Origin of the sequence: Brevibacillus sp. HB1.4B (assembly GCF_013284285.1) — a bacterium.
In the GTDB taxonomy this organism is placed as follows: Bacteria; Bacillota; Bacilli; order Brevibacillales; family Brevibacillaceae; genus Brevibacillus; species Brevibacillus porteri.
The window spans coordinates 847127-871437 of the sequence record NZ_JABSUT010000001.1 but is presented as its reverse complement, the minus strand read 5'-3'; the positions used below and the strand labels follow the sequence as shown (position 1 = coordinate 871437).

Sequence of the window (24311 nt, the reverse complement as noted above, 5' to 3'; positions counted from 1 at the left end):
TCAACAATAAGACTGAATGAACAGCGGAGCTTTGCCGAAGCCATGGTAAAGCTCTTTTGTTGTATCCGGTTGCAATTTGACTTAACAATCAGTAGGCTAAAACGTATGGGATCGATTTGCCAAAGGAGACGTCATTCATGTCAAAAGATAATAAAACACATCAACATATTGTAGAAGCAGCCTATCAATTATTCGCGGAGAATGGGATTGAAAAGACGAGCCTGACGATGATCGCTACAGAAGTAGGGATCACGAAGCCGGCGATCTACTACCACTTTGCATCAAAGGACGCACTTCTCGATTATTTGTTTGAACAACTGTTTGGAAATTATACATTCTCTCATTTTTTTACGGTTACAGATTTTACAGCTGACAATTTCACGGAACTTCTTATCGAATCTGGGTTGAAGCTATTGCCGAGCGAGGAAGAGGATTATGCCTTTTTACGTGTCTTCAATCAATTTCTGCTGTCTGTCAGTCAAAAAGAGAAGTACCGTGACAAGCTACGTATGATGCAAGAAGATTTTTTGCAGGGCTTTAGTTCCTTATTAGAGCGAGGGATAGAGTTAGGTGTCGTCACGCCTGATCGTGTCGTAGCAAAAGCTCATATTCTAGCACTCGTCGTTGATAATATCAGTAATTACATGCTGATGGGGATTGAGCTAGATCAGAGGGATATCTGGACTGAAACAGTGAGAAGCGTGCTAAAGTAATCGAAAAAACAGTGACGCAATTCGAGTTGCCAGCGTCTTACAAATGTTTACATTAGACGATGGCGAGGAGATTCATAATGATACGAAGAGAGAAATGGGTAGTACTGTTGAGCTATGCCGCGGTACTCTCCTTATTGACGACGGGTGGGGTCGTTGCTGCATCCCCTGCGAAGGCAGGTTCCACTAAAGTAGAAACATCGGCTGGCACGATAGGCAATACCGAGGTGAAGCTACAGGCTTGCAGTCAAGATGACACGAAAGCGGATGTTTCGGACATAACTGCGAAGTCTTGGAAATCATTGGAGAATAAGCCGGTGCTGGAAGGGATTACTGCCATTGCAACAGGCGTCATTTTTGATGAAGCAGGCTATGGGTGGAGGCCAGGTATTTCGTATGCCTTCACCGAGGATGGGCAAGTGTGGAAATGGGGCTATCAATCTGACAAGAAGTATGAACCGCACAAGCTAGCAGGGATCAAAAATGCCAAGCAAGTCACGACGGATTATGTCCTGACGGGCGCCGGTGATGTATGGCAGATCGATGAAAAGAAAGCACCAGAAAAACTGGCCGGTCTGGATAAAATCAAGAACATTCAGCAGCTCGATCTTCATGAAGGCGTACTCTTTTTACTGAAAGAAGACGGTACCGTACTGAAATGGGAAAAAGGAGCGAAAGCAGCAGAAAAGGTGACGAAGCTTTCGAATATCCGTGACATGTATAGCTCAGCCTTTTCCTTGTTTGCCATAGATGACCAAGGGAAGCTTCTTTATCTCGATGGCAAATCCGGAGAGCTGAACACAGAAAACCTGCAGGTAATGGATATCCCAGGGAAAGTCAAACAAATAGCCGTCGATTACACGGATCGCGCCTTAATCCAAACAGAAAAAGGCGAAGTGTATAGCTACAATACAAAAGAAAATGAAAAAGTAGTGCGTGCCGCTCATGCAGATGGTGCCACACGGATGGCAGTTGGCGGAGAAGGATTGTACTTGATCGTAAAAGCGGACGGAACTGTCTGGGGCTGGGGAGATAATACACTTGGAATGCTCGGTGCGAATCTGGAAAATGAGCTCGAGGAGCCTGTCAAAATAGCGGGTCTTTCTGATATGACAGACGTACAAGCAGGAACCGACCATGTGATTGCTCTCGATAAAAAAGGAAACGTCTATTCATTTGGCAGCAATATGACAGGACAGCTGGGACGAATCCCTGTTACCTTTGACAAATGGACAGAATTGGGCGAATTACGTGATGTAAAACAAGTAGTAACTGAGCTGAATCGACCGTACTTCGTCCGAAAGGATGGTTCTGTATGGAGTTTTGGCGCGGATCGAGTGCCATATGAAGTGAAAGGACCTACGAAAGTAAAAACATTGGATAGCATCATGGATTCTCCGGTTACCTTAAATGAGAACGGACAAATCCAGTTGTGGACCAGTGAATTTAGCAGCTGTGAAACATTGGCACTGCCTTCTCGGATCAAGGATTTCGTTGGTGGAGAGGAGCATCTCTTGTTACGTACGGAAGATGACCAATTCCTGACGGTGGAATTCAGTTTTGATTCCGCTGAACGCGGAGGGGTATATGTTATCACGAATTTGCGCCCACAAAAAGTGGAAACCCTCAAGATCGATTCAAAATTGGCAGCGGATGTGACCAAGCTTTATACCAATCTTTATACGTTTTTTGCTGTGACGAAAAATGGTCAGGTATTGTACGCAGAACGGAAGAATGATGAACCGTTCACTTCATTTGCACAGATAGCTGGTTTGGAAGGAATTCGTGAGCTTGCACCAGAGTATTTTGTCCGTTATACAAAGGATATCGCATCAGTTTGGGCGATCAACGAAGCAGGTAAGGTTCAGGAAATGCAGGTTTACCCTGAGAGCGAAGGAAATGACGCAGGAGCTATCAAAGTGAAGTTGGAATCCAAAACGGAAGAAGACATTGCCATGATGAGCGGACGTTTGCGGATTACGAAGGATGGGCAAATCTTTGAACACGAATGGGAACCGCTTAAAAAACAAAAAGTGGCTGCGCCTGTTAGACTGATTTCCTCTTCGTACGACTATGCGATTGAAGGGCCAGGCTCGCATTATCATGTGCTGGTCACTGAAGATGATAAGATCGTATTGATTGGCGATAATCCATACGGAAAAGGTGAGCTTCAACCAGATATGGTCAGACAATAACAGACGGGAAGAAGCGGCACAGTGGGAGCATTCATTTTCCACTGTGCTTTTTTATTTTGCCGTTTTTAGAAGGTATGGAAAAAGATGGTTGACAGTTTAAATTTACAATTGTAATATCTTAGCAGAAGTTAAATTTACATTTGTAAATCTAAGAGGTGATGACGTGATGAACAACATTCCGAAAATATCGGAGGCCGAGTGGGAAATCATGAAGGTGATCTGGAGAGATCATCCAGCAACAGCAGAGCAAATCATTGAGCGTTTACCAGCCGATATCGAATGGACAGAGCAGACGGTGCGCACGTTTTTGAACAGGTTGCTCAAAAAGAAAGCAATCAGCTATGAAAAATCTGGCCGTAGCTACCGATATTTCCCACTCGTCCAAGAAGCTGAATGCAAACGGGCTGAAAGCGAATCCTTTTTGAAACGTGTTTTTAATGGGGCTGTAGGCACGATGATGACCAATTTTCTCGAAGATGTGCAGTTATCCAACGAAGAAATAGACAAGCTGCAAAAAATATTGACGGAAAAACAAAAGAAAAAGCAATGATGAGGGACCTGTAAATGGATATTCTAGGGAGTATTTTTTTGTGGATGTGCTACGCCTCGTTGGGGGCAAGCCTGGTAGCTATTTTGTTGGTAGCCATAAAAAAAGGAGTTAGCCAAGCGATTAGCTGGCGCATGCATCATTTGTTATGGTTCATCGTTTTGGCACGCCTAATGATCCCCGTGCTACCGGAGAGTTCATTCAGCCTCTTTACCTGGGTTTTCTGGGCAAGTAACAGCATGTCGGCTGCCCAGCCGCTTTCTTTCTCCGCAGAACCACAACTAATGCCAAACACACAACTTCCTGTCGTCATCTCAGAAGTCTCCCACGAATTAAAAGACAACAAGAAAAATCAGATACAAACCGAAGCAGCTAAGGATGAAGGGATGAATGCAGTTTCCTCGCATCCAATCTATATCCAAGTTCTCACAGTAGTGTGGCTTGTCGGAGTAGTCTTTTTGTTGGCGAGGCTATTCGCCTATCTGTACAAGATGCACAACAAAGAACGCTTTTTAATGCGAGTGACGGATGAGAGAGTGTTTTCCATCATGGATGATTGCAGAAAGAAGTTTGGGGTAAAAAGGAAAATACACGTCTATACAGGGACACTGGCAAAGGGCCCGTTAATCTCTGGTCTGTTTTCACCTTGGGTTTATTGTCCGCGGGACGTATATCAATCGTTGTCAGACGCCGAGTTGTACCACGTCTTCTCGCATGAGCTCGCTCATCACAAACGCAAAGATTTGTTGTGGAGCTTCCTAGGTTCTCTCGCACTCGCCATCCATTGGATGAATCCGCTCGTCTGGTTATGGATTCGCAAAATGAAGGCAGATATGGAACTTGCGTGTGATGAATACGTTTTGGAGGTATTGGGGGAGAAAGAAGCGATTTCCTATGGCATGACACTGCTTTCTTTTGCGCGACGGATTTCGGAGAGACGCCCCCTGTCGTATCCACTTTATTTTCACCATTCCCATCATTCTGATCAGATGAAAAGGAGAATTCAAATGATTTCAAAGTTCAAAAAAGGTTCCTACCCGTTATCTGCTTTAGCGGTGGCTTGCGGGTTAGCCATTAGTGTAGTGACGTTAACCAACGCAGCAGAGCCTACTCCACTCCAGGTGGCTGTAAACCAAGACGAAAAATTGCGACCTTTGTTTGGCAATACATCCAGCAAGATGACAAATAGGCTGGAAAAAGCTGAAAAGCTGGCAGGTTTTCCTTTCAAAGTCCCATCTTATTTGCCGTCGGGGGTTACGTACAATTACAGCAATATCCTTAGCTCGAGCGTATCAGAACCTTCGGAAAATACAGTGATACACTCGTTCATAGGTGAGAAGATCTCTCTCATGATCGGAGTGAGCACAGTCGAGAACACGATGGAATCTTTTACAGTGGTATCGGATGATGGGACTTCGAAGAGTAGCGTCGACTCCACACTCTCACAAGAACAGATATCGGTGAAAGGAAAATCTGTAAAGGTTAATACAAGAACGGCAACAAGTAACAGGGGCTCAGTTATTAAAGACGTTGTCTATCTCTGGAGCGATGAGGGTCTCTACTATTATATAAAGGGGGAAGCAAAGGGGGAAGCTTCCTTAGAAAATAAGGAGATCGCAAAAATAATTGAATCGTTTCAAACTCTAAATGAAGAACTGAGAAAAAGGTACGCCAATTACGACCCTCTGAATCATGACGAAATCTATGATTTAGATGATCTGGAGTATTTCTCAGAATTGATCGGTTTTGCACCAGTTTTTCCTTTGGATCTGCCTACCGGTTATAAGGCGACAGAAGCATATGTTAACCAAAGACAAACTGAAAACAAAGAGGATAAACACAAGCGCATCATTAATATGACGTTTGAAAATCCTGAAAAACCAAAAACGTTTGTGTTTTTTGAGCAAATTAAGGACAAATCCATAGTGGAAAACATGAGAAAAACAAAAAAGACCCATTTTGAGAGAAGTGACGGAGAAAAATTTGAAGTGCCAGTCACTTCTTTGAACATCAGTGGACAAGAAGTATTCCGCACAGTGCTGTATAAAATCGATGATACACTGAGTAGTTCTAAGGACAAGTACAACTATACTTATTTTTGGTTAAAAGAAGATGTCTGCTTGAAAGTGACGTTCAAAGAAGTAGAAGCGGACGTGCAACAGCAATTGGTAGCAGCTCTGGTAAAGGAAAAGGCGATTGATCTGAAAAAGTAGCGGGAACATGTAGAGTCTGTACATAAATCGTGCAGACTCTTTCCTTTTCCCCGATGAGAGGACAATGTAGAATTATGTCGAATGAATATTTATGAATAAGCATGAGCCTATAAGTACGTTGGTTCTATGGAAAGGGAGAATCTATGTAAATGCAGAAGTCATCAAATTCGTCCAAGGAAAACAGCGCTGCATGCTGCCAACCGTCGATTTCGCCGGCAGACGATTCTGCACGGATATTAATAGAAGGAAACACCGAAGTTATCGCACAAATGAACATGATTAACTTGACGGAAGAGGATTTGCAATTAATCGCAGCGTTTCGTCCTGTCATTGAGACTGAAATTGAGCAGATTACTTCTTCTTTTTATGAATCGATTCTCCATGTGGACTCTTTGAAACAAATCGTGATGGAGCACACAACCGCTGAACGTTTACGTCAAACCTTAATGAATCATTTAATCGAGATGTTTGACGGCCGGATCGATCCTGCCTTCATTGAAAAACGATTGAAGATTGCGATGGTTCATCAAAAAATAGGGCTTCCTCCCAAGTGGTACATGGGTTCTTTTCAAAACCTGTTAGGCACACTCATGCGAATGATAGATGATCGGAAAGACGATTATCCTGACTCGAAAAAACTGGCTCAAGCCATTACGAAGCTGCTCAGCTTTGAGCAGCAATTGGTCCTGGAGGCGTACGAAGACCAGATACGTATGCTGGAGCATCGCGCGAAATCGATGATGGAATATCAGGCGTTTCACGATGATTTAACCGGCTTGCCGAACAGAAGGAAGCTCCATCAAGCCTTGCAGGAGGCGATTGATAACAATAGCGAACAGGATACGCGATTTGCTGTGCTGGTATTGGACATCGATTGTTTTAAAATGATCAATGACTCTCTGGGCCATATGTATGGGGATCATTTTTTGCAAGAAGTGAGTGATCGGATCAAAAAAAGCGCGGAAGGATTCGATGTGATGATTGCTCGTATGGGTGGTGATGAATTCGCACTGATCTGCCAAAATGTTGAAGATGATCACGAGTTTTCGACGTTGGCTGATCGAGTGGTCAAGGAAATCGAGATCCCCTATCGCTTGCAAGGAAAAGATTATTACGTCTCGGCGAGTATTGGAGTAGCCGTGTATCCCGATCACGGATGTAGTGAAGAGCAATTGCTCAAAAATGCTGATGCTGCCATGTACGGAGTGAAGAAAAACGGCAAAAACGGATTTCAGCTTTTTACCAATGAGCTCGATGACCAAGTGTTGATGCGTATCGAACTGGAGAGGGATTTGAGAAAGCGGTAAAGAATGACGAGCTGGTTTTGTACTACCAGCCACAGATTCAAACGCCCATTACCCGCAACGGAAGTAGAGATTTCTAAACAGTCGATGGAATCATTTTGAAATTATTGATACAATGATGAGAGTCCCTTCGGGGGCTATTTTTTTAAGGAGGGTTTTTCCGATGAAGAACATTACGTTCATCAAACATGTCTATGAAACTCAACTGGGGGGTGAAATCTACTATGAACCCTAGTATTTTGAATGGCACCAGAAATCATCTGATCAACCAGCTTGTCTTTTTTGACGAGCAGTATTCACTCTTTTACGATCAATATGTACGGAACTACGGAAAAGAAAAGCAATCCATCGATGAGATTGTCGAGCGTTACAAGCAAACACTCGAAAGCCTTTTGGCAAAAGAAGACAGTGCACTCTTTCAATCGCTTAAAGCAATTACTTTATTAGGCAGCAGCGTAAAAGTGCTATTTGAAGAAGATCATTTTGAGGAGTCATTTACTGTGGTGTATCCCACAGACATTGACCCGGATAACAACAGAATTTCATTCTTATCGCCCATAGGCAGGCAGCTGCTGCTAGCGGCTCCACACGATTCTGTTGTGCTGGAAAGTCCGGTTGGCAGGCAACAGGTGCAGGTACGGGAGATAAGCTTTACATATATGGGGGGATTCTCGTCACCTTAGAAATCTACCCATCGCATCGATCATGTAAAAAGACACTAACACGATGTTAGTGTCTTTTCTTGTCCATTTTAGTAAAATGCAAGAAAAGCAAGCTGTGCGTACAGGAGGAAAAGACGATGAAAACAATTGCCTGTCCAACATGTGATCAGGACGTGCAATGGGATATGAATCACCTGCAGAAGCTGAAGGCGCGGTGGGTGATAGTTTGCGAAAAATGTGGTAACTCGTTATTCAGCGTGTCAGAAGAAGAAAAGGAAATGATTCTGGCAGGCATCCGCTTGACGGAAGAGTATGTACCGGATATCATCCATGCTTATCACAATGAGGATGTAAAGAATCTCCCTTCTAGGGTTTGGTTTGGAGAAATCAAAAAAAGCAAGTGAGAGTAGGACTGATTGCAAGCTTTCATTATACTTCGAGAAACATGGAAAAATGGGTCCCTAGACGCTAGCAATTTGTTAGTGTCTTTTTATATTTATTCAGGTAAAATTTAGTCGAACGATATTTCGGAAAAATAGAGTGAAAAGAAGGGATTTCATGATTGTTCTTGGGATGATGATTTTCATTTGGTTGTTATCTCTCTGGCTACAGCCGATCCTACAACCTTATGTGGAAGCCTTTCTGCTCTCATTATATGGGGATAGATATGAAACGTACATTCCTTATAAAATGACAGCCTTACATTATGCGGTATATGCCATGGCACTTGGTTTCATCCTGGGACTGCCACTTGAAATTAAATACAAAAGGGCAAAGTCAAAATGTCTCAAGAAGCTCAAGTTTTTTGACAGCCTCGAGTCCGAGAATATCCTGTTTATTCTTTCTCTTGCGCGTGATCAGCAGGGCTATGTGACGCCAATGGATATCGCGTCCCAATCTACTCTTACGATAGAAAAAGCCCAAAATATTTTAAGTAAGCTTCAAAAAGACGGTTTCGCTGAGCTAAGTGTAACTGAAAAGGGTGACATTCTCTATTATTTCGCGGGCTTTACTGAAGGTGAGGAATGAGCGGCGAATGATTAAATTTTTTGGTAGGTTAGTGATTCTTTTTTATGTTGTTGGCTTTTTTCTCATCCTTGCTTTGCTTACTGGTTTTTTTGTCATTGATGGAATCTATCGAGTCTTAGACAACACAATCTTCTTAGCAATCTTTATGAGTCTCATTTCCATTGGTTACGCGTTGTTTTACATGGAAGGAAAAAGGCTGGAAAAAAAGCAAATGCAACGAACACAGCAAGCTGTTGCAATGACGGTCGCCAATCGTAATCATGGAGTCGTCTCTGTTGCATCGTTTGCTCTGGAATCGCAGTTGCCGCTATCGCAGTGTGAGAAAATTCTAAAAGAGATGGAACACCGAAAGGTTCTGAGGACTTCCTCCTTACTTGGCAATATGGCCGTCTATCAGTTGGATGATCACGTATATGGACAAATGCCTTATGAAAGTGACGACAACGAGGAGGCTGATGATGAGGACTCAGAGTATGATGAGGAGGACACAGAATATGATGATGAGGAAACACAAGAGCTGGAACAATCGCAGCGCATACGCAAAAAAAGAATCGTTCGTGCTGTATTAATTACAGTTATCGGCACATTGATTGTGATCTCCGAAGAACAGATCTTACTAAACGTGAGCGAGTATCTCTATGCTGCAATTACTGCACTTATCTTTCTCGTTTTTATCGGACGTTACCTATTGTCCTCCCATCGAAAAGCGGATCAACGCCATTCGGAACACGATGTTTTGAGGTATGTCATGGATAAGGAAGGGGAACTCAATCCGAAAGAGATTCCTTATTATACGCATGAAAGCTATCAATCGATGGAGCCCATGATCGATAAATGGCACAAAAGAAACTACTGCTCGATTACGCATCAAGAAGACGGGGGAATCATTTATCTCTTTCCGAATTATACGGATGAGTCGGAAGTGTGCGAATATGACGAAGAGTATGATCCGATCCCTGAATGGATCGATAAAAGGTCGAGATTTCTGCTGTTTAGCTGTTTAGCATTTTTATTCAGCTTTGTAGGCGGCTATGCTCTTGTACATTGGAACAGCCTTATTTTCATTCTCGCTTGTACCATCATAGGAGGGATCTACGGTCATTTTGTCTTCACACAAAAACCGGAGCTAGAGAGAATGGAGCGAATCGCACTGCAAGTAGCTACGAAGAAGGGCGGTGCATTAGCTGTTTACGAGTTGGCTTACAATGCCAGAATCACCATGGATGAAGCGGCGAAGGTATTAGAAAAATGGGAGCAAACGAACATTGCGAGAAAAGTGTATCCGGAGGAAGGCGTGCCAGTTTACATGGTGAGTGGCGTGGTTTCTAAAGAACAAAGATTAAGCTCGGAGCATGTTTGAATACACTCCCATAATCTGCACATACTACCATCACTCCATCAATCACAACCAGAGGTGAACAGCAATGGCACGTTCGAATTCCTTAGTTTCTGGACAAGCTCGCGCAGCACTTGATCAATTAAAGTACGAGATCGCTGCTGAATTTGGAGTCGAGTTGGGTGCAGATACGTCGGCACGCCAAAATGGCTCTGTCGGCGGAGAAATGACAAAGCGTTTAGTACAATACGCGGAACAACAAATGTTTCGTCTGTAATCCCTCCTTGTGAGGGATTTTTCTTTCGCTTACATTTGTCCGAAATATCGCGTATAGTTAGGGGGAGCGACGAGACAGTCGCATGGACCGAAGAACAGCAATAGGGGGATTCTTGGCTTGAATAGCGACAATTTGCATCACTGTTTGTTTTTCACTTCCAATCGTTTATCCCGTGTGATCACGAAAATGGCGGAGGAATCCTTCCAGCGTTACGGGTTTTCTCCTACTCATGCGTATCTCATGTTGGCTGTAAACGAAAAGGAGAAAGTGACCCCGACCCAATTGGCGCAAATTCTTCATATGACACCATCAACGATTACTCGTTTTGTAGATAAACTCGTTGGAAAAGGATTTCTGGAGCGAGAAGTAGAGGGGAAAAACATCTTCGTTTTGCCTACGAAAAAAGGGCGGGAAGCTCAAGTGAACATAGAGGAAGCCATTACAGATATGTACAAAAGCTATGTGGCATTGCTTGGAGAAGCTCAGGCAAAATCAGTCACACAGATGATTCACGAAACAGTCGAAATGCTGGAAACGAACGAGTCTGATTCTTGATTCCAGCATTTGTAAGGAGCAGGAGCGTTGACAGTGTCCTGCCCCTTCTGCTGTGTTGACGTATGGTTGGGCTTACGGATCTGAAGGAGACAAGCTGCATGGAAAAGAGCTTCTCCTCGCGATTTCTACGGGTGGACCTGAGGACGCTTATCAACGTGAAGGATACAACTACTATTCCATCAGCGAACTGATCAAACCGCTGCATGCGATGGCGAATTTAACGGGAATGAAATTCTTGAAACCATTCTTGTTCCAAGGGGTATTGGGGGCTTCGGATGAACAAATTCAGCACAGTGCAGAAGAATATGTGGCTCATGCACTGAACGCTTCCATGGAGCCGGTAGGAAAATAATCAGACACGAGAGACGATGAGAAAGTTTTCATCGTCTTTTTTGTATGGCTTGATGTGGTTCTGGGTGCCCCAGCAAAAACCCTTGACCAACAGGTACGCCAAGTGCCAAAGCGACAGATAAGTCTTCCGGCTCCTCGATTCCTTCCAGTACCAGCTGCATTTGATCTTGGCAGTAATGGACGAAAAGCGAGACGAGCTTTTGCTTATTCGGCATGGAGGACAATTGCTTGCCGAAGTACCTGTCGAGCTTAACGATATCTGGTTCATACTCCACAATCTTTTTTAATGACGCGGCACCCGAGCCGATATCATCTAATGCGATCAGGAATCCATGCTGACGCAGCTCACGTATTTTTTGTCCCAACAATCTTATCTCCCACATCTTGTCTTCTTCATTGGCCTCGTTAATCTCCAAGACAATTCGACTGTTCCACGACCCAAACAAGCCCTCGGTAATAAACGATAGGAAAGCAGGATTCAACAACGTAGAAGGAAACACATTGATGAACAAGAGCGGGACATGATCGTGAATAGTCACACTCGTAAAGTATGATTCAATTGCTGTTTTCATCGACAACGTATCCAATTCATACAAGTGTCCTTCTGCACGAGCCTTTCGAAAAAGGAATGCTGGTGAGTGGCGTGTAGAGGATCGAAGAAGTGCTTCGTACCCGAAAAATTGCCCTGTCGTCAGATGCACCAGGGGCTGAAAAACAGGATATGGCGGTTCCTTTGCCAATACAACGTTCATGGAATCATATTCCTTCCTGCACCAAAGATTTGACTTGAAGAAAAATTGTTTCCTTAAGGAAAGATAAGTTGTCGATATTTTACAATATTGCGGTGTTGTTTGCAATGCAAGCATCATGCACAATTAAGTTTTGCATCAAGGAAACAAAATTGGATGTGTACAAAATATTTTTCATCTTGTAAACTAGGCTTGTAACCGACAATCAAGATTGGAGGAAATAGGAAATGGAAGCCTTTACGTTACCGGAACTGCCATATCGCTATGATGAGCTGGAACCTTACCTCGATGCGAGAACGATGGAAATTCATCACGGAAAGCATCATGCAACGTATGTGGCCAACTTAAACAAGGCGCTAGAAAACTACTCGCCGTTCAGGAATGCTTCGGTCGAAGAACTAATCAGTAACTTGGAGGATATCCCGGAAGACATTCGCATGGCAGTTCGAAATCATGGGGGTGGGCATTATGGACACAGCTTGTATTGGTCGATCATGAGTCCGACTGGCGGAGGGAAACCAACAGGGGATATTGCGAAAGGAATCGACAAGTATTTCGGAAGTTTTGAGGAAATGAAGGATGAATTGACAAAAGCAGCTGTCAGTCGTTTCGGTTCAGGCTGGGGATGGCTCGTTGTCAACCGAGACAAGTTGGAAGTGACGAGCACGCCCAATCAGGATACTCCTTTTATGGAGAACAAAACGCCGATATTGGTCGTAGATGTGTGGGAGCATGCTTATTACTTGCAGTATCAAAATAAACGCCCTGATTTTGTCTCGTCGTGGTGGAATGTGGTCAACTGGGAGGAAGTCAATCGTTTGTATAACGAAGCAATCCGCTAAGGCAGGTCCAGCCATGAACAGACATGCGGTCTATTTTCAAGAACAGGAAAAACGTCGAGAAATTTTGGTGTTGCTTAAGAAGCGCCGTTCGGTTAGTGTACAGGAACTGTCAAAGCATCTCGTCATAACTAAAGTCGCGGTGCGTAAGCATTTAGATGTTTTGCATAGGGAACGGTATATCGAATCTCGAATCGTTCGCCAACGAACAGGCAGACCAGCCTATGTGTATCATCTAACGAATACTGCTGAACAATTATTTCCGCGTCACTACAGCGATTTAGCTACAGAGATGGTGGCGGGTATTCAGGATTTGTATGGGGAAACTTTCGTCGATCAATTATTTGAGATGCGAAAGGCGCGGATGCTGCAAACCTATCGAGAGATAATGAGAGGTCAAGGTTTTGACCAGCGAGTGAAAACGTTGGCGAGCATACAAAAGGAAGAAGGATACATGCCTCACTTGGAAAAAATCAGAGATGGTTTGTATACGCTCGAAGAAGCAAATTGTCCTCTCCTACAAGTAGCCATTGGCTATCGCCAAGCATGTCAATGCGAGCTCTCCTTGTTTGAGTCGCTAGTAGACGCGCATGTAGAACGCACTTCGTGTATGGCGGAAGGACAAGTGAAATGCCGTTACCTGATAAAAGATAAGCTCAGCCATGAAGAATCGTAGTGAGCAAGACATCCGTTACATGGGCGGATGTCTTTTTCTTGTAAGCAAGGGGGCGGTCGGTAATTCATCATTTTGGCAAGGCGGGGCAACGTCTTTCTCGGGTTTTAGGGAGAGGGGTGTTCTTTTTTGTCATGGGAAGACGAATTGTTTACCGAAAGGGCAAGTGTCTATACAACCTGACGGGCGATCACGTATGGATAAAGGGAGGAGTATTTGGATGGAAAGGAGTGAGGACATGCCGATTGACAAGAAAAATCCTAAGAATAGAAAGCCAATTCTTAACCATCGAGGCACCTTGAAAAAGTCGAGTGCATCACTCCCGCTCCTCTTTGTCGCACCGAAGGAACAGATGCAGCGTCAGGTAGGTGCCATGGATAAGCAGAAATTGTATCGCTCCAAGAAACCGAAGGGCAAACGAAACCATGCGCCCCGGACTCCGGTCAATCAGACAGCTACTGAACAAGTCACACCACAGTCCACTTCTCCCACCTCCATGGATGCCAAGGATCTTATGCAAGAAAACAACAGACCTCAGCAAGAACTGATTCAAGCAAAGGTAGTCTACGTGGAAAAGGCGGGTCAATCGTTCATGCAGGTTGCTTTCCTAGAAGAAATTTGGGACGTAGAATGGGTCCATTCCTTACGCGTGCCCTGGAAGCTTGATTGGAAAGAGATGGAATGTCAAAGTAAGATCGATGTCCAACACGTTCGCCACGATGATAGCAAAAAGATTGTCTGGCTGTCAGGTGAGGTGGAAATCAAGGGTTTGGGGTTCACTGTCCATTCGCAAAAAGTAGAGCATGAAACGATTCGCATTCCCTTTACCTCCACAGTATTACGACCTTCCTTGCCCAAAGAAAATGTAGGAACAAGTGCCATTCTCCTTACAGCTCCAGCTTGTCCGACCAATAGATGGGTAGAAACGGGGGACTGGCAAATCAACATCACGGCAGATCCGCTCACCCATTCGCAATCAGGATGGAAGGGGTTCAGCGGCTTGGCAACCATTAGCGGTCGTGTATGGTGGTATCGGAAGCAGCTGGTTCCCGTTCCGCCCCCATACATAACGAAGAAGGTAAACAGTCTGTTCTAGAAAAAAGGGCCGATAACGCTTGGCATTAGCCAAATCCATGTTGAATCTAGTCCATATAATATAAAGAGAGTAGGTGGCTAATAAAGGAGTGAGTAAAAATGGGTATACATGGTGATGGCTGCAAATGTGGCCAAACTGAAGTTACGCAAAATAGCTGCAGGGTGGAAAACGCCCGTATGTTTGGAATGGCTTCAACCGAAACCACTTTTCCTAAAACGATTAAAGTACCTGTAACGTTGGCAGAAACGGCTGCTGTCGTATGTGTGGAGGCTAATGTCCATTTGGAGAAGCCTGCACTGGAGATCGTTCGGGTATTAAAGAGTGTCATTCTAGAGCAATGTGAGCTAGTTCCCACATTCAGCCCGTTGTCTGCAAAGTTGTTTGTTAGTGGTTTTATTCGCAAACATATCGAGTACACCACAGTCGATCAAGCAACGGGAACTGCTGTATGCGGTGATGTACGGCATACAACGGCGCTGATTCCATTCGATTTCTGTACGGATCTGACCTTTCCGGCTACAGGACCGACTTTGCAACTGGCACCAGATTTTGAGTCACACGGCGAATATTTGAATAAATCGGGTCATGCGGCAAAGATTAACGTAGGTTTGTTCGGCAATCGAAAAGTTTACAACGAGAGACCGTTTTGTGAGCTGTTATTCACGGAATTCACCGAATTAGACATCGGTTTGGAAAGTAAACGTTGCAAAGACACAACCAGAACATTCTCGACCGTTCGTGAAAAAATCGTCCTGCGTATTGGTCTGAAGGTTTTGCAAGATCAACAAGTTCCTATTCCAACAACACCCCCACCAAAACCGACATTTCCGCCACCTTGTCCTCCTAAGAAAAAATGGTAGTACAAACAACATAGAACCTATGAGACTATCCAGAAGCGATAATGGTACTGGGTAGTCTCTTTTTTTATGGAAAGGAAGGGTGACCCAATGAACAAAGCACTTCAGTACGTCAGAATGCAAGCGGAACAACGGTATTGGAAGGTACGCTTCTGATTCCGAATGCTTCAGGTAAACATCCTGCAATTGTGTTGGTACACGGGTCCAACTCTTCTGAACGGGAAAAGTATCGACAAGAAGCCGAAACGGGGCATGGGTAGCCTCATTAGCGGCATCACAATCACAGAATGAAGTAGGCTACCTGATTACAGTTGGTGCAGTTGGTGTCAAGCCTGTCCAGCAGCAGTCATGGTTGCTTGAAAACAGGCTGAATGATCAAGGCGTAACATCGAAAGCAATGGTCCGCTCCATCACGCTGCATGGGTTGAAGTTTGCCGTCTCAGCAGGGATGTTTCTTTGTCTAAAGAGTGATTATTCTTAAAATTAACAACTTTATACCCCTCATCTTACACATTTAATTATATAATTACTTAAAAACCAAATTTTACCAGGAGGGGCTTTATGAAAAAAATCTCATTTTTTCTTCTTATTATCTTATTTTTGACTTCTATCTTTATCACTCCAGATCTTACCTATGCCAAACAATTGCCTATATCTCAAAACAATATAACAAAATTGGTTATTCATTCTTCAATCAACAAACTTACGATTCGAGGCACTCCTAATGCTAGTTCTATAGATGCTCATTTAACAACTATCAATAATCCTAATAATATAGACTTTAATTTAACGCAAGATAAGGATATAGCATATTTATCAATAAATCGAAAGGTTGAAAAAAAAGAAATAATCGATTTATTAATTACTTTGCCACCCTACTTAAATATCGAAATTGTTGATAAAAAAAGCATCCTTGAATTATATGATCTTTCTGGAGAAGTATCTATTATGGATAATGAAGAAGACATTTATATTGAAAATACTAGTAATTTATCAATAAAAGACAAATCAGGGAATATAAAAGTCAATAATCGTAACCTTTTGGATGCTCCAAGCTCAAATCAAACATTAGATATAGAGGATGGCTCTGGTAGTATTGACTTAAGAAATATGAATAGTTCCATAAAAATAGCAGATAGATCCGGCGATGTTCATGTTAGCAGAGTCCATGGTCATGTTGATATTACAAATGATGCTGGTAATATAACTGTTAAAGATGTTACACAAAAAGTTATTATTGATGATGGATCCGGTGATATAAATGTTGAAAGAGTTGGGAACTTAATTCTTAAAGAAACTGGCTCTGGAAACGTAACCTATGATAAAGAACTGCCTATCCCTTCTCCCTCGCTTAGACTCAGTTCAATGAGTAATAGGTATGAGGGCATTTATATACAAAAAGATGGTGGCGAAAAAACTCCATTTCATTCACCAACACCAATTGATATAGAACCAAATTCAAATATAGTCATTTCTATTTCAAACTATAAAAATTCAACATTTGATAATTTTCATTTTGATACAGACTCAAGTTCACTTATCCCTAGTTTAATTAGAAATATAGGGGAAGGCGCCTCAGTTACGATAAATATTGATAATAGCGCCAATGTAGAACTTTTCAATACTCTTATTGTAGGAGAAAAAAACTACGATGAAAATGATAATCTTCTTGAAGATACAACTTCTATAGAGCCTGCTTTCATTAAAGATTTAATAATTGGGACGATTGCTTCTAAAAGTAGTGTAAACGTAAATATCAATAATTCAGCAAATGTTACTTTAGCTAATAATGACTCTACATTACATATTGGGGGTGGAAGTTTGATTGAAAGTGTTATAAATGTACTTTCTGATTCAGGTTCCACAACTATTAACTCTGAAGAGATTAATGTGAATATTAACAATAGCGCTAATATTAAATCGAAATCAGGGAAAAATATGGGAATACTCAGTATATATAAAGGGCAATTAATTAATGAAATTGTAGATGGTAGAGTCATCTCGAATAGCAAAATAAATCTTAATATTGAAAATTCTAGCAACGTATCATCCAAATCAATTACCATTATGGATGGTGAATTAATCGATGAATTAATTGACTCTGAAGACATTAATTCTAGTGAAATTGAAGTGAAATTTGTTGATACTGGAAACGTTAATGCACTGACTAAGGTAGAAGTAAAAGATGGTGAACTTATTGATGAAATGCTTGATATGGAAAATATGTATACTTCAACTGTACATGTAAATTTATTAAGGACTTCAAATGTTACTAGTCCCCTATTATCTGTTTATGAAGGTGAGTTAATTGATGAAACCTTAGACGGTGAGGGGTATTATACTTCGAATATTCAAATAAATTTTAATGATTCTTCCAATTTTTATGGGAAACAGTTGTTTATTGAAGAAGGTGAATTAGTTGACGAGGTAATCGATAGTGAAATTTCTAATGCGTCTACCATAAAAATAAATCTGAACAATACTAGTAATATAGATTGTGAAGAAGTAAAAATTATCGAAGGTGAACTTATTGATGAAACTGTGGATATTGAGGATGATTTTACGAATACGGTTATGGATCTTACCATGACCTCATCGGCTAAAGTTTCTGGAAATAAACTTGAAATTATTGGTGGTGAATTAGTTGATGAGATAGTAGATGCAGCTAATGGTATACGAAGTAGCGTTAATGTTTCTATAAATGATACAGGAAATTTCGACAAAAAGGGGTCTCAACTAAGCGAGGTTCTCATAACAGATGGTGAATTAATGGATGAAATTTTAGATGTAAGTGAATCTATTTCTATGTCGAGTGGAAATGTAAATATTGAATCAACAGGAAATGTCACTTCTAATAAAGTTATCCTTACAGACAGCCAATTAATGGATGAAATAGTTGATGGAACTTATGTCGGGGTAAGTGCACTTCATATAAATGCTACCAATTCAGCTAACGCAAAAACTCCTTCGTTAACCCTTCTAGGTGATAGTATTTTACTCCCGCCTATTGATATTGACTCTATAGAACGATCAAATATTATTTATCATGTAAAAAATTCTGGAGTTCACATATAAACTTTTGCTTATGTTTTCTGGAGAAGAGCACCATTTAAAAGATAGTCCTACACCTTGCAAAAGCAAGTTAGGTGAAGGCTATCTTTTTTTTCAGAACTTCGTGATGGATTTTTATTATTTCCCAAGACTAACCACAAACAAAATCCGTTTCGGGGCATAAACTCTCCGTTCTTAGGTAGTAGCGGTCACGCATTTCTTTTACCATTTTTATTAAAAAGCCGTGCGCTTTGGAAGGAGAAGGATGTGCGATGTTTCGAATCCGTTTTAGTATATTTTTGAGTGTATTTGTGGCGATGGTGGGGTTGATGATTATTGCCCCTGTAATGCCGCCGCTTATACGTGAATTAGGCCTCAGTGAAATTCACTCTGGCCTCATTATTTCACTCGGTTCTATTGCAATGGCGGTGATGGCACCTGTCTGGGGGCGGTTAAGCGATCTCAAAGGAAGGAAAGCGGTCATTGTCATTGGTTTCCTCGGAATGTTTGTGAGTTATGTCTTGTTCACAGCGACTATGTACGCAGGATTATCGCAGGTAATCAGTGGCGGGCTACTCGTTGTATTGCTTATTGTGGCACGCGGATTGATCGGTATGTTTATCCCAGCGGTTCCATCTGCAGCGCAGGCGTATATAGCGGATGTCACGAGCGAAAATGGTCGAGCGGCAGGAATGGCCTTAATCGGTGCAGCCAATGGGATGGGTCTCGTTCTTGGTCCAGCGATTGCTGCCGCCTTTGCGCTAATCGGTCTGATTTGGCCTTTATACATTGGTGCAGTGTTGCCGATTGTCGCATTAGGTATCGTGTGCTTCTTGATTCCAGCTCAAAAACCCATTATTCACGAAAAACCTCCCAAGGTGAAACCTTTTCAGAAAGGTCTCCCCTTATATTTGTTTGCCGGTTTGGCAACGATGCTCAGCATTATCACCTTACAAGTCGTTGGAGGATTTTATTTTCAGGATCAGTTGTCTTTGACAACAAAGGAAACCGCCAGAATGTTATCAGTAGGCCTTATGATTTCTGGTGTAGCGATGATTGTCACACAAGGACTGCAAATGAAAAATCCAAAATGGCAACCAAGATCGCTCATTCTTTTTGGGGCAGTGCTCTTACTAATCAGCTTGGCTCTCTTTCTTTTCTTTATCAATGTGATCGTCTATTACGTAGCATTTTTCTTGTTTGGTGTTGGAGCTGGGCTTATGATGCCAGGGTTTATGGCAGGGGCTTCCCTTGCTGTTGCTCGTGAACAGCAAGGAGGCGTAGCGGGACTTGTGGCATCGGTCCAAGGAATTTCCGCTGTCATCGCACCGATTCTCAGCACAAGCCTGTACCAGCTGAATAAGCACCTGCCTTTTGCCGTAGTAGCATTAGTTGTGATGCTGATGGGAGCGACATTGCTTTTCGTCAAAAGCAGGTCAAAAATCAACGAAAATACAATGATAGATTCGTAATCAAAAACGATATGGATACCTGACATTCTGGCATATAATGGGGATAGCATACTCATACGAGGAGGTCCTTTGCTCCGTGAAAATAAGCGAGTTATCCCAATTAACCAATGTCAGTACCCGGTCGATCCGTCATTATGAAGAAAAGGGCTTGCTACAGGCAGAGCGATTAGAAAATGATTACCGCCATTTCAATGAATCGGCAGTCAAGCGCGTCAAGATGATTCAACTGTACTTGAAGCTGGGGTTAACGGCGGATGAAATCAGAACGTTGTTCAGAGGGGAAGCAGCATCTCCCGATGATTACGAATATTGCGAGGAAATGCTGGCGATTTACGAACAAAAGCTCAGAAAAGTGAACGAACAGATTGAGGCACTCCAGGAGTGGAAGAAAACGCTCGAGAGGCAAATATCCATTACCCGTGGAAAAAAGGTTACGAGCTAGTTCATAGTCACGGCCCCGAAGTGATCAGCTGCTTCGGGGCCGTCTTATTACAACGAATGTAGGTTTTGCCCGATACCACCATCCACAGTTAACCTCGCACCAGTCGTAAAGGTAGCGTCAAAGGCGAGGAAAAGCACGGCTTTCGCCACTTCTTCTGATGAACCATGACGTTTCATTGGTGTAACCTTATCGCCAAGCTCCTGGAAGGTAGCGCGTTCTGCATCTGTGAATCCGGCAACTCCCATGGAAGGCGTATCAATGAAACCGGGACTCACGACATTGACGCGAATACCCTTGTCTAGCAGCTCCACCGCAAACCCGGAGGCCAAGGAACGCAATGCCGCTTTGGATGCACTGTAAACGCTCATGCCGGGGTAGCCGCCTTCATCTGCTACAGAAGATGTAAAAACGATCGCACCTCCTTCATGAATAAGCGGCGCCAAGCGTTGGACGGTAAAAAATGCCCCTTTCGTATTTACCTCAAAAATCCAATCGTAGGTCTCCTCAGTGACTTCCAAAAACGGTTCCAGAATGGAAGTGCCTGCATTCACATGGAGAAAATCGATCTTGCCAAAATGCTTTTCCACATCGTCTCCGAATGCTTGCACATCCTTCATGTTCGATACATCAGACATCATAACATGTGCCCGTTCGCCCAGCTCACGTTTTGCTTCTTCGGCATTTTTCGGATTGCGACCAGAGACGATGACCTCGGCGCCACCTGCCAGCAATGCTTTTGCCACGGCCAAGCCCATGCCATGTGTCCCTCCAGTTACGACTGCTTTTTTCCCTGTATAGTTGTTCATTTTTGTTCCTCCTTGAGTGAATGAGTTATCTTTCTGCATGTAGTCTAAACGTTCACGCTAATGTGAAGGTCAAGTGAGATTTGGCATCAGTATTTAGAAGGTAGACATAAAAAGACACTAGGCTCGTCCAACGAGTGTCTGTTTGCGTAGATGGAAAATGCATATCACGATCCCATCAACAATTGGGTTGCAGTCGAATGGCTTGGCTATTTTTGGTATAATGAGTGGGCGTTGCGGCTTGGATTCAAATTTGAAATGGAAGTGGCTGTCGTGTTCATGATCAACCTGGAGGATTTTCCTCACAACAAAGAGAGTCTTCTTCGACTACTTGAAAAATCAAGAACAAGTAAACTTTCCCATGAAGAAATGGCAAAATGGTGTTGGCTGTTCTGGTCTAGATGGCGCTCAGATGAAGAAGATTTATTTACGAAAACAGACGAGGAAACAATCGATACAGCAATTGAGATCGGAGAATGTTGGGTGGACAGACCTCAGAATGGAAGCCAAATCATCATTTTCGATGAGGAACAAATAGAAAAATGGATAAGTCAATTAAAAGAGGATCGAGATAAAGATAAATAGCTTTGGAGGAGAAAGCTTGGAGACACATCTTACCTTGAATTTCTTGTCCGCCTATGTCCACCATCATAAGTACTATCTGGAGGCTTGGCGGGCGAAAGGACTCTCATGGAATTGGGGAGCAGCACTTTTTGGCGTAGCATGGTTTGCCTATCGGAAGATGTATGGATGGGCGACCGTTATTTATTTGGTGAACCTCTTTGTGGGTTTTGCCTTAGGTGCAATGGCACTCGATGATGCTACTTTTAATGAAGTGTACATACTCTTTGCATTATTTCAACGAGCGATATTTGGACTAACCGGCAATTTTTTATACTATGTGTCGGCTGTTCGGAAAATAAAAAAAGCGCACAGTAAAAACGCCATGCTTGATATAGAAGATACACGAAAGCTTGGTGGCGTTAGTGTTCGCGGTGTAGTTGTGGTTGTGTTGGTCAATATTGGCTTTAGTCTGCTAGATGTACTACTCACATCGTGAAGAGAATTTTCTCACATGGGGAGGGAGATAGCATGGGTGTAGCTTATAAGCTGCATTGTGAACGTTGCTCATACAACCAAAATGTGTACATGGGCGTTGGATTCAGATATGGTTATTTGAGCGAAATCGAAGAATGGTTCGAGGATCCAGCTGGCAAGGAGCGAATCCGAGAATTTATGAAGGACGATCGTACAAAGTATAACTGCTTCCATGGTCTATATGTTTGCGAAAAATGCAAATACCTGCTAAATGCCCACTATTTGCACTTGCAGTCGGACACTGATTCGTATTTACAAAGCTATGATTGTCCACGGTGTTCAGAGAAAATGCCATCTATACCGATTGACAAGGAGCTGGATCACGGGTATTCGCCGACTTGTCCCGAATGCGGGGAGGAAAAGTTGTCCGTGGAAGGTTTTTTGGATTGGGATTAGGGGGAGTATCTAAATCGTAAAGGTGGATGCAAATGAAAAGTTGGCCAAATACTTTCCTACAACCTGAAGTATTAAAACAGCGCATGCTCGTCTTGAGTGCTCTGGATATTCTAATGTGTCAAGAGGAATGGCTGCGCAGATATCAGTTCGCTCCACAATGGGATGAAAACACAGCATTCGCGAGCATTAACAACGGAGCAGGCGACGATCTTTACATCCTGTTCACCCCCGAGGGCGTTATTGTAAAAGGGTTTGATCATGAATCGGAAATGAGTCCTCATGCCAGGGAAGAATACGAGGTTTGGCCTGGCATCTATGAGCAAGTCCCTCCCGCTTTGCTTCATCGACTCGATGACGAAGCGCTTACCAAAGAGGATGTTACGTTTTGCTTATGGCGAGAATCTACTGATCACGTGTGGAAAACGGGAGACGTACATAATCCGCAAGGGCTGGATGACGGATCAGATTTTTTACTTGGGATGATATATGATATTCCAGAAGACTATGTAGAGTGGGCAGAGGCTTACTACGAGGTGAAGGTTTCGCTTGATGTAGTTGGTTACACGTTTTCAAATACTACCATTACCGAAGAAATGATTACGGAGCTGAATCCGGAAGTTGATCTGGAACTCGCGATCAAGGAACTTCAAGCGATTGGATTTACAGTTACGTAAAGTACGCCATGACTCATAAAAATACAATGGAAAGAAGATGACGATATGCCAAAAGGTATGTATTCTCAAGGGGTTGCCGTCCTGCTGTCAACGGCGGTTCCGATTCACGAAATAGCAGACATGCTCAAGGATCAATTCGAAATTGCCGACATCATGGAAACGTTCGATCAATGGGTGTTCAGCGGTCCTAGCTTGCTTATTCCGTATCGTCCAGAAGTAAACGGATATATTCAGGTCGACGTCGTCGATAAGCCTTGGCCGGATAGTATGGGAGACCCGGCAGAAGATACGATGCTGTTTGGCGCTTGGTCGATGGGCTTTTTCGGACCGTTTACGTTCTCGAATAGCCTGGAGCGGTCAGCTCAGCAGTCGTGGGGATATCCTGAAGGGCGGCAAGCTGCATCCGAGCACAAAGCGTTTCTCCGTATTCGTTCTTCTTTCGTGTTGGGAGAGTCGAACGATCAGGCTCCTGTACTGCCTGCGGATTATGAAGCGCTCCCGGAGTTGATGACTGTCAATGCCATTGCTGAGTCGCTGATGAAAATGCCAGAAGCCCTTTGCTTTTTTAATCCGAATGGGGAGTGCCTCGCGTCTGGCGAGCTGATGCAAGAGCTGAATCTACGCTATGAGCAAATACAGCTCCTTCCGCTGGAGCTGTGGTCCAATGTCCGGTTGTTCAATCTTCCAGAAGGATGGCTCTTGATGGATACCGTCGGCATGCAGCAGTTGGATGCGATCGATCATGAGGCGGTATTTAATGGGGATGCCTACGATCCGAATGAGGTCGCGAGTTTCCTGCGGAATATATCGAACTATGTATATGAGAATGGTCCTGTTATCAATGACGGAGATACAACCGATGGGCCGGGTGAAGAAATTTGGAAGTGTGTCTTGCTGGAGGAAGGGTTGGCAAGCCCACCGCGTGATGTGCTTCGCTGGTATCCGTTGGATGGAAGGGAAAAGCCTGCTGGATTGGAATAAT

25 protein-coding genes and 1 pseudogene are annotated in these 24311 nt (G+C 43.2%); 24 read left to right on the top strand and 2 right to left on the bottom strand.

Annotation, left to right across the window (positions count from 1 at the left end; translation table 11 throughout):
• The first annotated feature begins 137 nt into the window (after positions 1 to 137).
• The 12 genes and pseudogenes from HP398_RS04075 to HP398_RS04020 form a co-directional block, all read left to right on the top strand.
• Positions 138 to 713 carry a TetR/AcrR family transcriptional regulator gene (locus tag HP398_RS04075; protein ID WP_173621918.1) on the top strand — a complete coding sequence of 192 codons (576 nt, stop codon included), beginning with the start codon at positions 138 to 140 and terminating at the stop codon, positions 711 to 713.
• Positions 714 to 790: 77 nt separating this feature from the next.
• Complete coding sequence (locus HP398_RS04070) at positions 791 to 2905, top strand: RCC1 domain-containing protein (protein WP_173621917.1); 2115 nt, start codon at positions 791 to 793, stop codon at positions 2903 to 2905.
• Positions 2906 to 3071: 166 nt separating this feature from the next.
• Positions 3072 to 3455, top strand: coding sequence for a BlaI/MecI/CopY family transcriptional regulator (locus HP398_RS04065; RefSeq protein ID WP_173621970.1), 384 nt, complete (start codon positions 3072 to 3074; stop codon positions 3453 to 3455).
• Between the two features lie 14 nt (positions 3456 to 3469).
• Positions 3470 to 5665 (top strand): M56 family metallopeptidase, encoded by a 2196-nt coding sequence (locus HP398_RS04060; protein WP_173621916.1) that lies wholly within the window; start codon positions 3470 to 3472, stop codon positions 5663 to 5665.
• Positions 5666 to 5814: 149 nt separating this feature from the next.
• On the top strand, positions 5815 to 6972 hold the full coding sequence (locus HP398_RS04055) for a diguanylate cyclase domain-containing protein (protein WP_173621915.1): 1158 nt from the start codon (positions 5815 to 5817) through the stop codon (positions 6970 to 6972).
• Between the two features lie 221 nt (positions 6973 to 7193).
• Positions 7194 to 7652: a GreA/GreB family elongation factor gene (locus HP398_RS04050; RefSeq protein WP_035291094.1), complete on the top strand. Its 459-nt coding sequence runs from the start codon at positions 7194 to 7196 to the stop codon at positions 7650 to 7652.
• 116 nt (positions 7653 to 7768) lie between these two features.
• On the top strand, positions 7769 to 8035 hold the full coding sequence (locus tag HP398_RS04045; protein ID WP_173621914.1) for a hypothetical protein: 267 nt from the start codon (positions 7769 to 7771) through the stop codon (positions 8033 to 8035).
• Positions 8036 to 8204: 169 nt separating this feature from the next.
• Positions 8205 to 8660, top strand: a complete 456-nt coding sequence (locus HP398_RS04040; protein ID WP_254475823.1) for a MarR family transcriptional regulator — start codon at positions 8205 to 8207, stop codon at positions 8658 to 8660.
• Between the two features lie 7 nt (positions 8661 to 8667).
• On the top strand, positions 8668 to 10020 hold the full coding sequence (locus tag HP398_RS04035) for a DNA primase (RefSeq protein ID WP_173621912.1): 1353 nt from the start codon (positions 8668 to 8670) through the stop codon (positions 10018 to 10020).
• A 64-nt stretch (positions 10021 to 10084) separates the two neighbouring features.
• Complete coding sequence (locus HP398_RS04030) at positions 10085 to 10273, top strand: alpha/beta-type small acid-soluble spore protein (protein WP_017248903.1); 189 nt, start codon at positions 10085 to 10087, stop codon at positions 10271 to 10273.
• Between the two features lie 117 nt (positions 10274 to 10390).
• A complete protein-coding gene (locus HP398_RS04025; protein ID WP_017248902.1) occupies positions 10391 to 10828 on the top strand; it encodes a MarR family winged helix-turn-helix transcriptional regulator in 438 nt (145 codons plus the stop codon).
• Between the two features lie 52 nt (positions 10829 to 10880).
• Positions 10881 to 11180 (top strand): annotated as a pseudogene (locus HP398_RS04020) (NAD(P)H-dependent oxidoreductase); the annotation flags it as partial.
• Between the two features lie 28 nt (positions 11181 to 11208).
• Here HP398_RS04020 and HP398_RS04015 read toward each other — a convergent pair.
• Positions 11209 to 11931 carry an EAL domain-containing protein gene (locus tag HP398_RS04015; protein ID WP_017248900.1) on the bottom strand — a complete coding sequence of 241 codons (723 nt, stop codon included), beginning with the start codon at positions 11929 to 11931 and terminating at the stop codon, positions 11209 to 11211.
• Between the two features lie 224 nt (positions 11932 to 12155).
• On the opposite strand from HP398_RS04015, the gene HP398_RS04010 reads away from it, so the two are divergent.
• The 7 genes from HP398_RS04010 to HP398_RS03980 all read left to right on the top strand — a co-directional run bounded on the left by HP398_RS04010 (position 12156) and on the right by HP398_RS03980 (position 20358).
• On the top strand, positions 12156 to 12770 hold the full coding sequence (locus tag HP398_RS04010) for a superoxide dismutase (RefSeq protein ID WP_173621910.1): 615 nt from the start codon (positions 12156 to 12158) through the stop codon (positions 12768 to 12770).
• A 13-nt stretch (positions 12771 to 12783) separates the two neighbouring features.
• On the top strand, positions 12784 to 13443 hold the full coding sequence (locus HP398_RS04005; protein WP_173621909.1) for a helix-turn-helix transcriptional regulator: 660 nt from the start codon (positions 12784 to 12786) through the stop codon (positions 13441 to 13443).
• 217 nt (positions 13444 to 13660) lie between these two features.
• Entirely contained in the window at positions 13661 to 14536 is an 876-nt protein-coding gene (locus tag HP398_RS04000; RefSeq protein WP_173621908.1) for a hypothetical protein, read from the top strand.
• A gap of 185 nt (positions 14537 to 14721) precedes the next feature.
• On the top strand, positions 14722 to 15396 hold the full coding sequence (locus HP398_RS03995) for a CsxC family protein (protein WP_254475821.1): 675 nt from the start codon (positions 14722 to 14724) through the stop codon (positions 15394 to 15396).
• Between the two features lie 558 nt (positions 15397 to 15954).
• Positions 15955 to 18468, top strand: a complete 2514-nt coding sequence (locus tag HP398_RS03990) for a hypothetical protein (protein ID WP_173621907.1) — start codon at positions 15955 to 15957, stop codon at positions 18466 to 18468.
• Positions 18469 to 18716: 248 nt separating this feature from the next.
• Complete coding sequence (locus HP398_RS03985; protein WP_173621906.1) at positions 18717 to 19916, top strand: MFS transporter; 1200 nt, start codon at positions 18717 to 18719, stop codon at positions 19914 to 19916.
• Between the two features lie 76 nt (positions 19917 to 19992).
• Positions 19993 to 20358: a MerR family transcriptional regulator gene (locus HP398_RS03980; protein WP_017248892.1), complete on the top strand. Its 366-nt coding sequence runs from the start codon at positions 19993 to 19995 to the stop codon at positions 20356 to 20358.
• 47 nt (positions 20359 to 20405) lie between these two features.
• On the opposite strand, the gene HP398_RS03975 is transcribed toward HP398_RS03980, so the two are convergent.
• Positions 20406 to 21164 (bottom strand): SDR family oxidoreductase, encoded by a 759-nt coding sequence (locus tag HP398_RS03975; RefSeq protein ID WP_173621905.1) that lies wholly within the window; start codon positions 21162 to 21164, stop codon positions 20406 to 20408.
• 150 nt (positions 21165 to 21314) lie between these two features.
• On the opposite strand from HP398_RS03975, the gene HP398_RS03970 reads away from it, so the two are divergent.
• From HP398_RS03970 to HP398_RS03950, 5 genes are read left to right on the top strand one after another with little or no spacing between them, the layout of a single operon-like run.
• Positions 21315 to 21746 carry a hypothetical protein gene (locus HP398_RS03970; RefSeq protein WP_173621904.1) on the top strand — a complete coding sequence of 144 codons (432 nt, stop codon included), beginning with the start codon at positions 21315 to 21317 and terminating at the stop codon, positions 21744 to 21746.
• Positions 21747 to 21762: 16 nt separating this feature from the next.
• The gene (locus HP398_RS03965; protein ID WP_173621903.1) at positions 21763 to 22221 is read left to right on the top strand and encodes a DUF2628 domain-containing protein; all 459 of its coding nucleotides are present in this window, start codon (positions 21763 to 21765) and stop codon (positions 22219 to 22221) included.
• A gap of 32 nt (positions 22222 to 22253) precedes the next feature.
• Positions 22254 to 22655, top strand: coding sequence for a hypothetical protein (locus HP398_RS03960; RefSeq protein WP_069844923.1), 402 nt, complete (start codon positions 22254 to 22256; stop codon positions 22653 to 22655).
• A gap of 32 nt (positions 22656 to 22687) precedes the next feature.
• Positions 22688 to 23329 (top strand): hypothetical protein, encoded by a 642-nt coding sequence (locus HP398_RS03955; protein ID WP_173621902.1) that lies wholly within the window; start codon positions 22688 to 22690, stop codon positions 23327 to 23329.
• Positions 23330 to 23374: 45 nt separating this feature from the next.
• Positions 23375 to 24310: a DUF4261 domain-containing protein gene (locus HP398_RS03950; RefSeq protein ID WP_173621901.1), complete on the top strand. Its 936-nt coding sequence runs from the start codon at positions 23375 to 23377 to the stop codon at positions 24308 to 24310.
• The last annotated feature ends 1 nt before the right edge of the window (position 24311 follow it).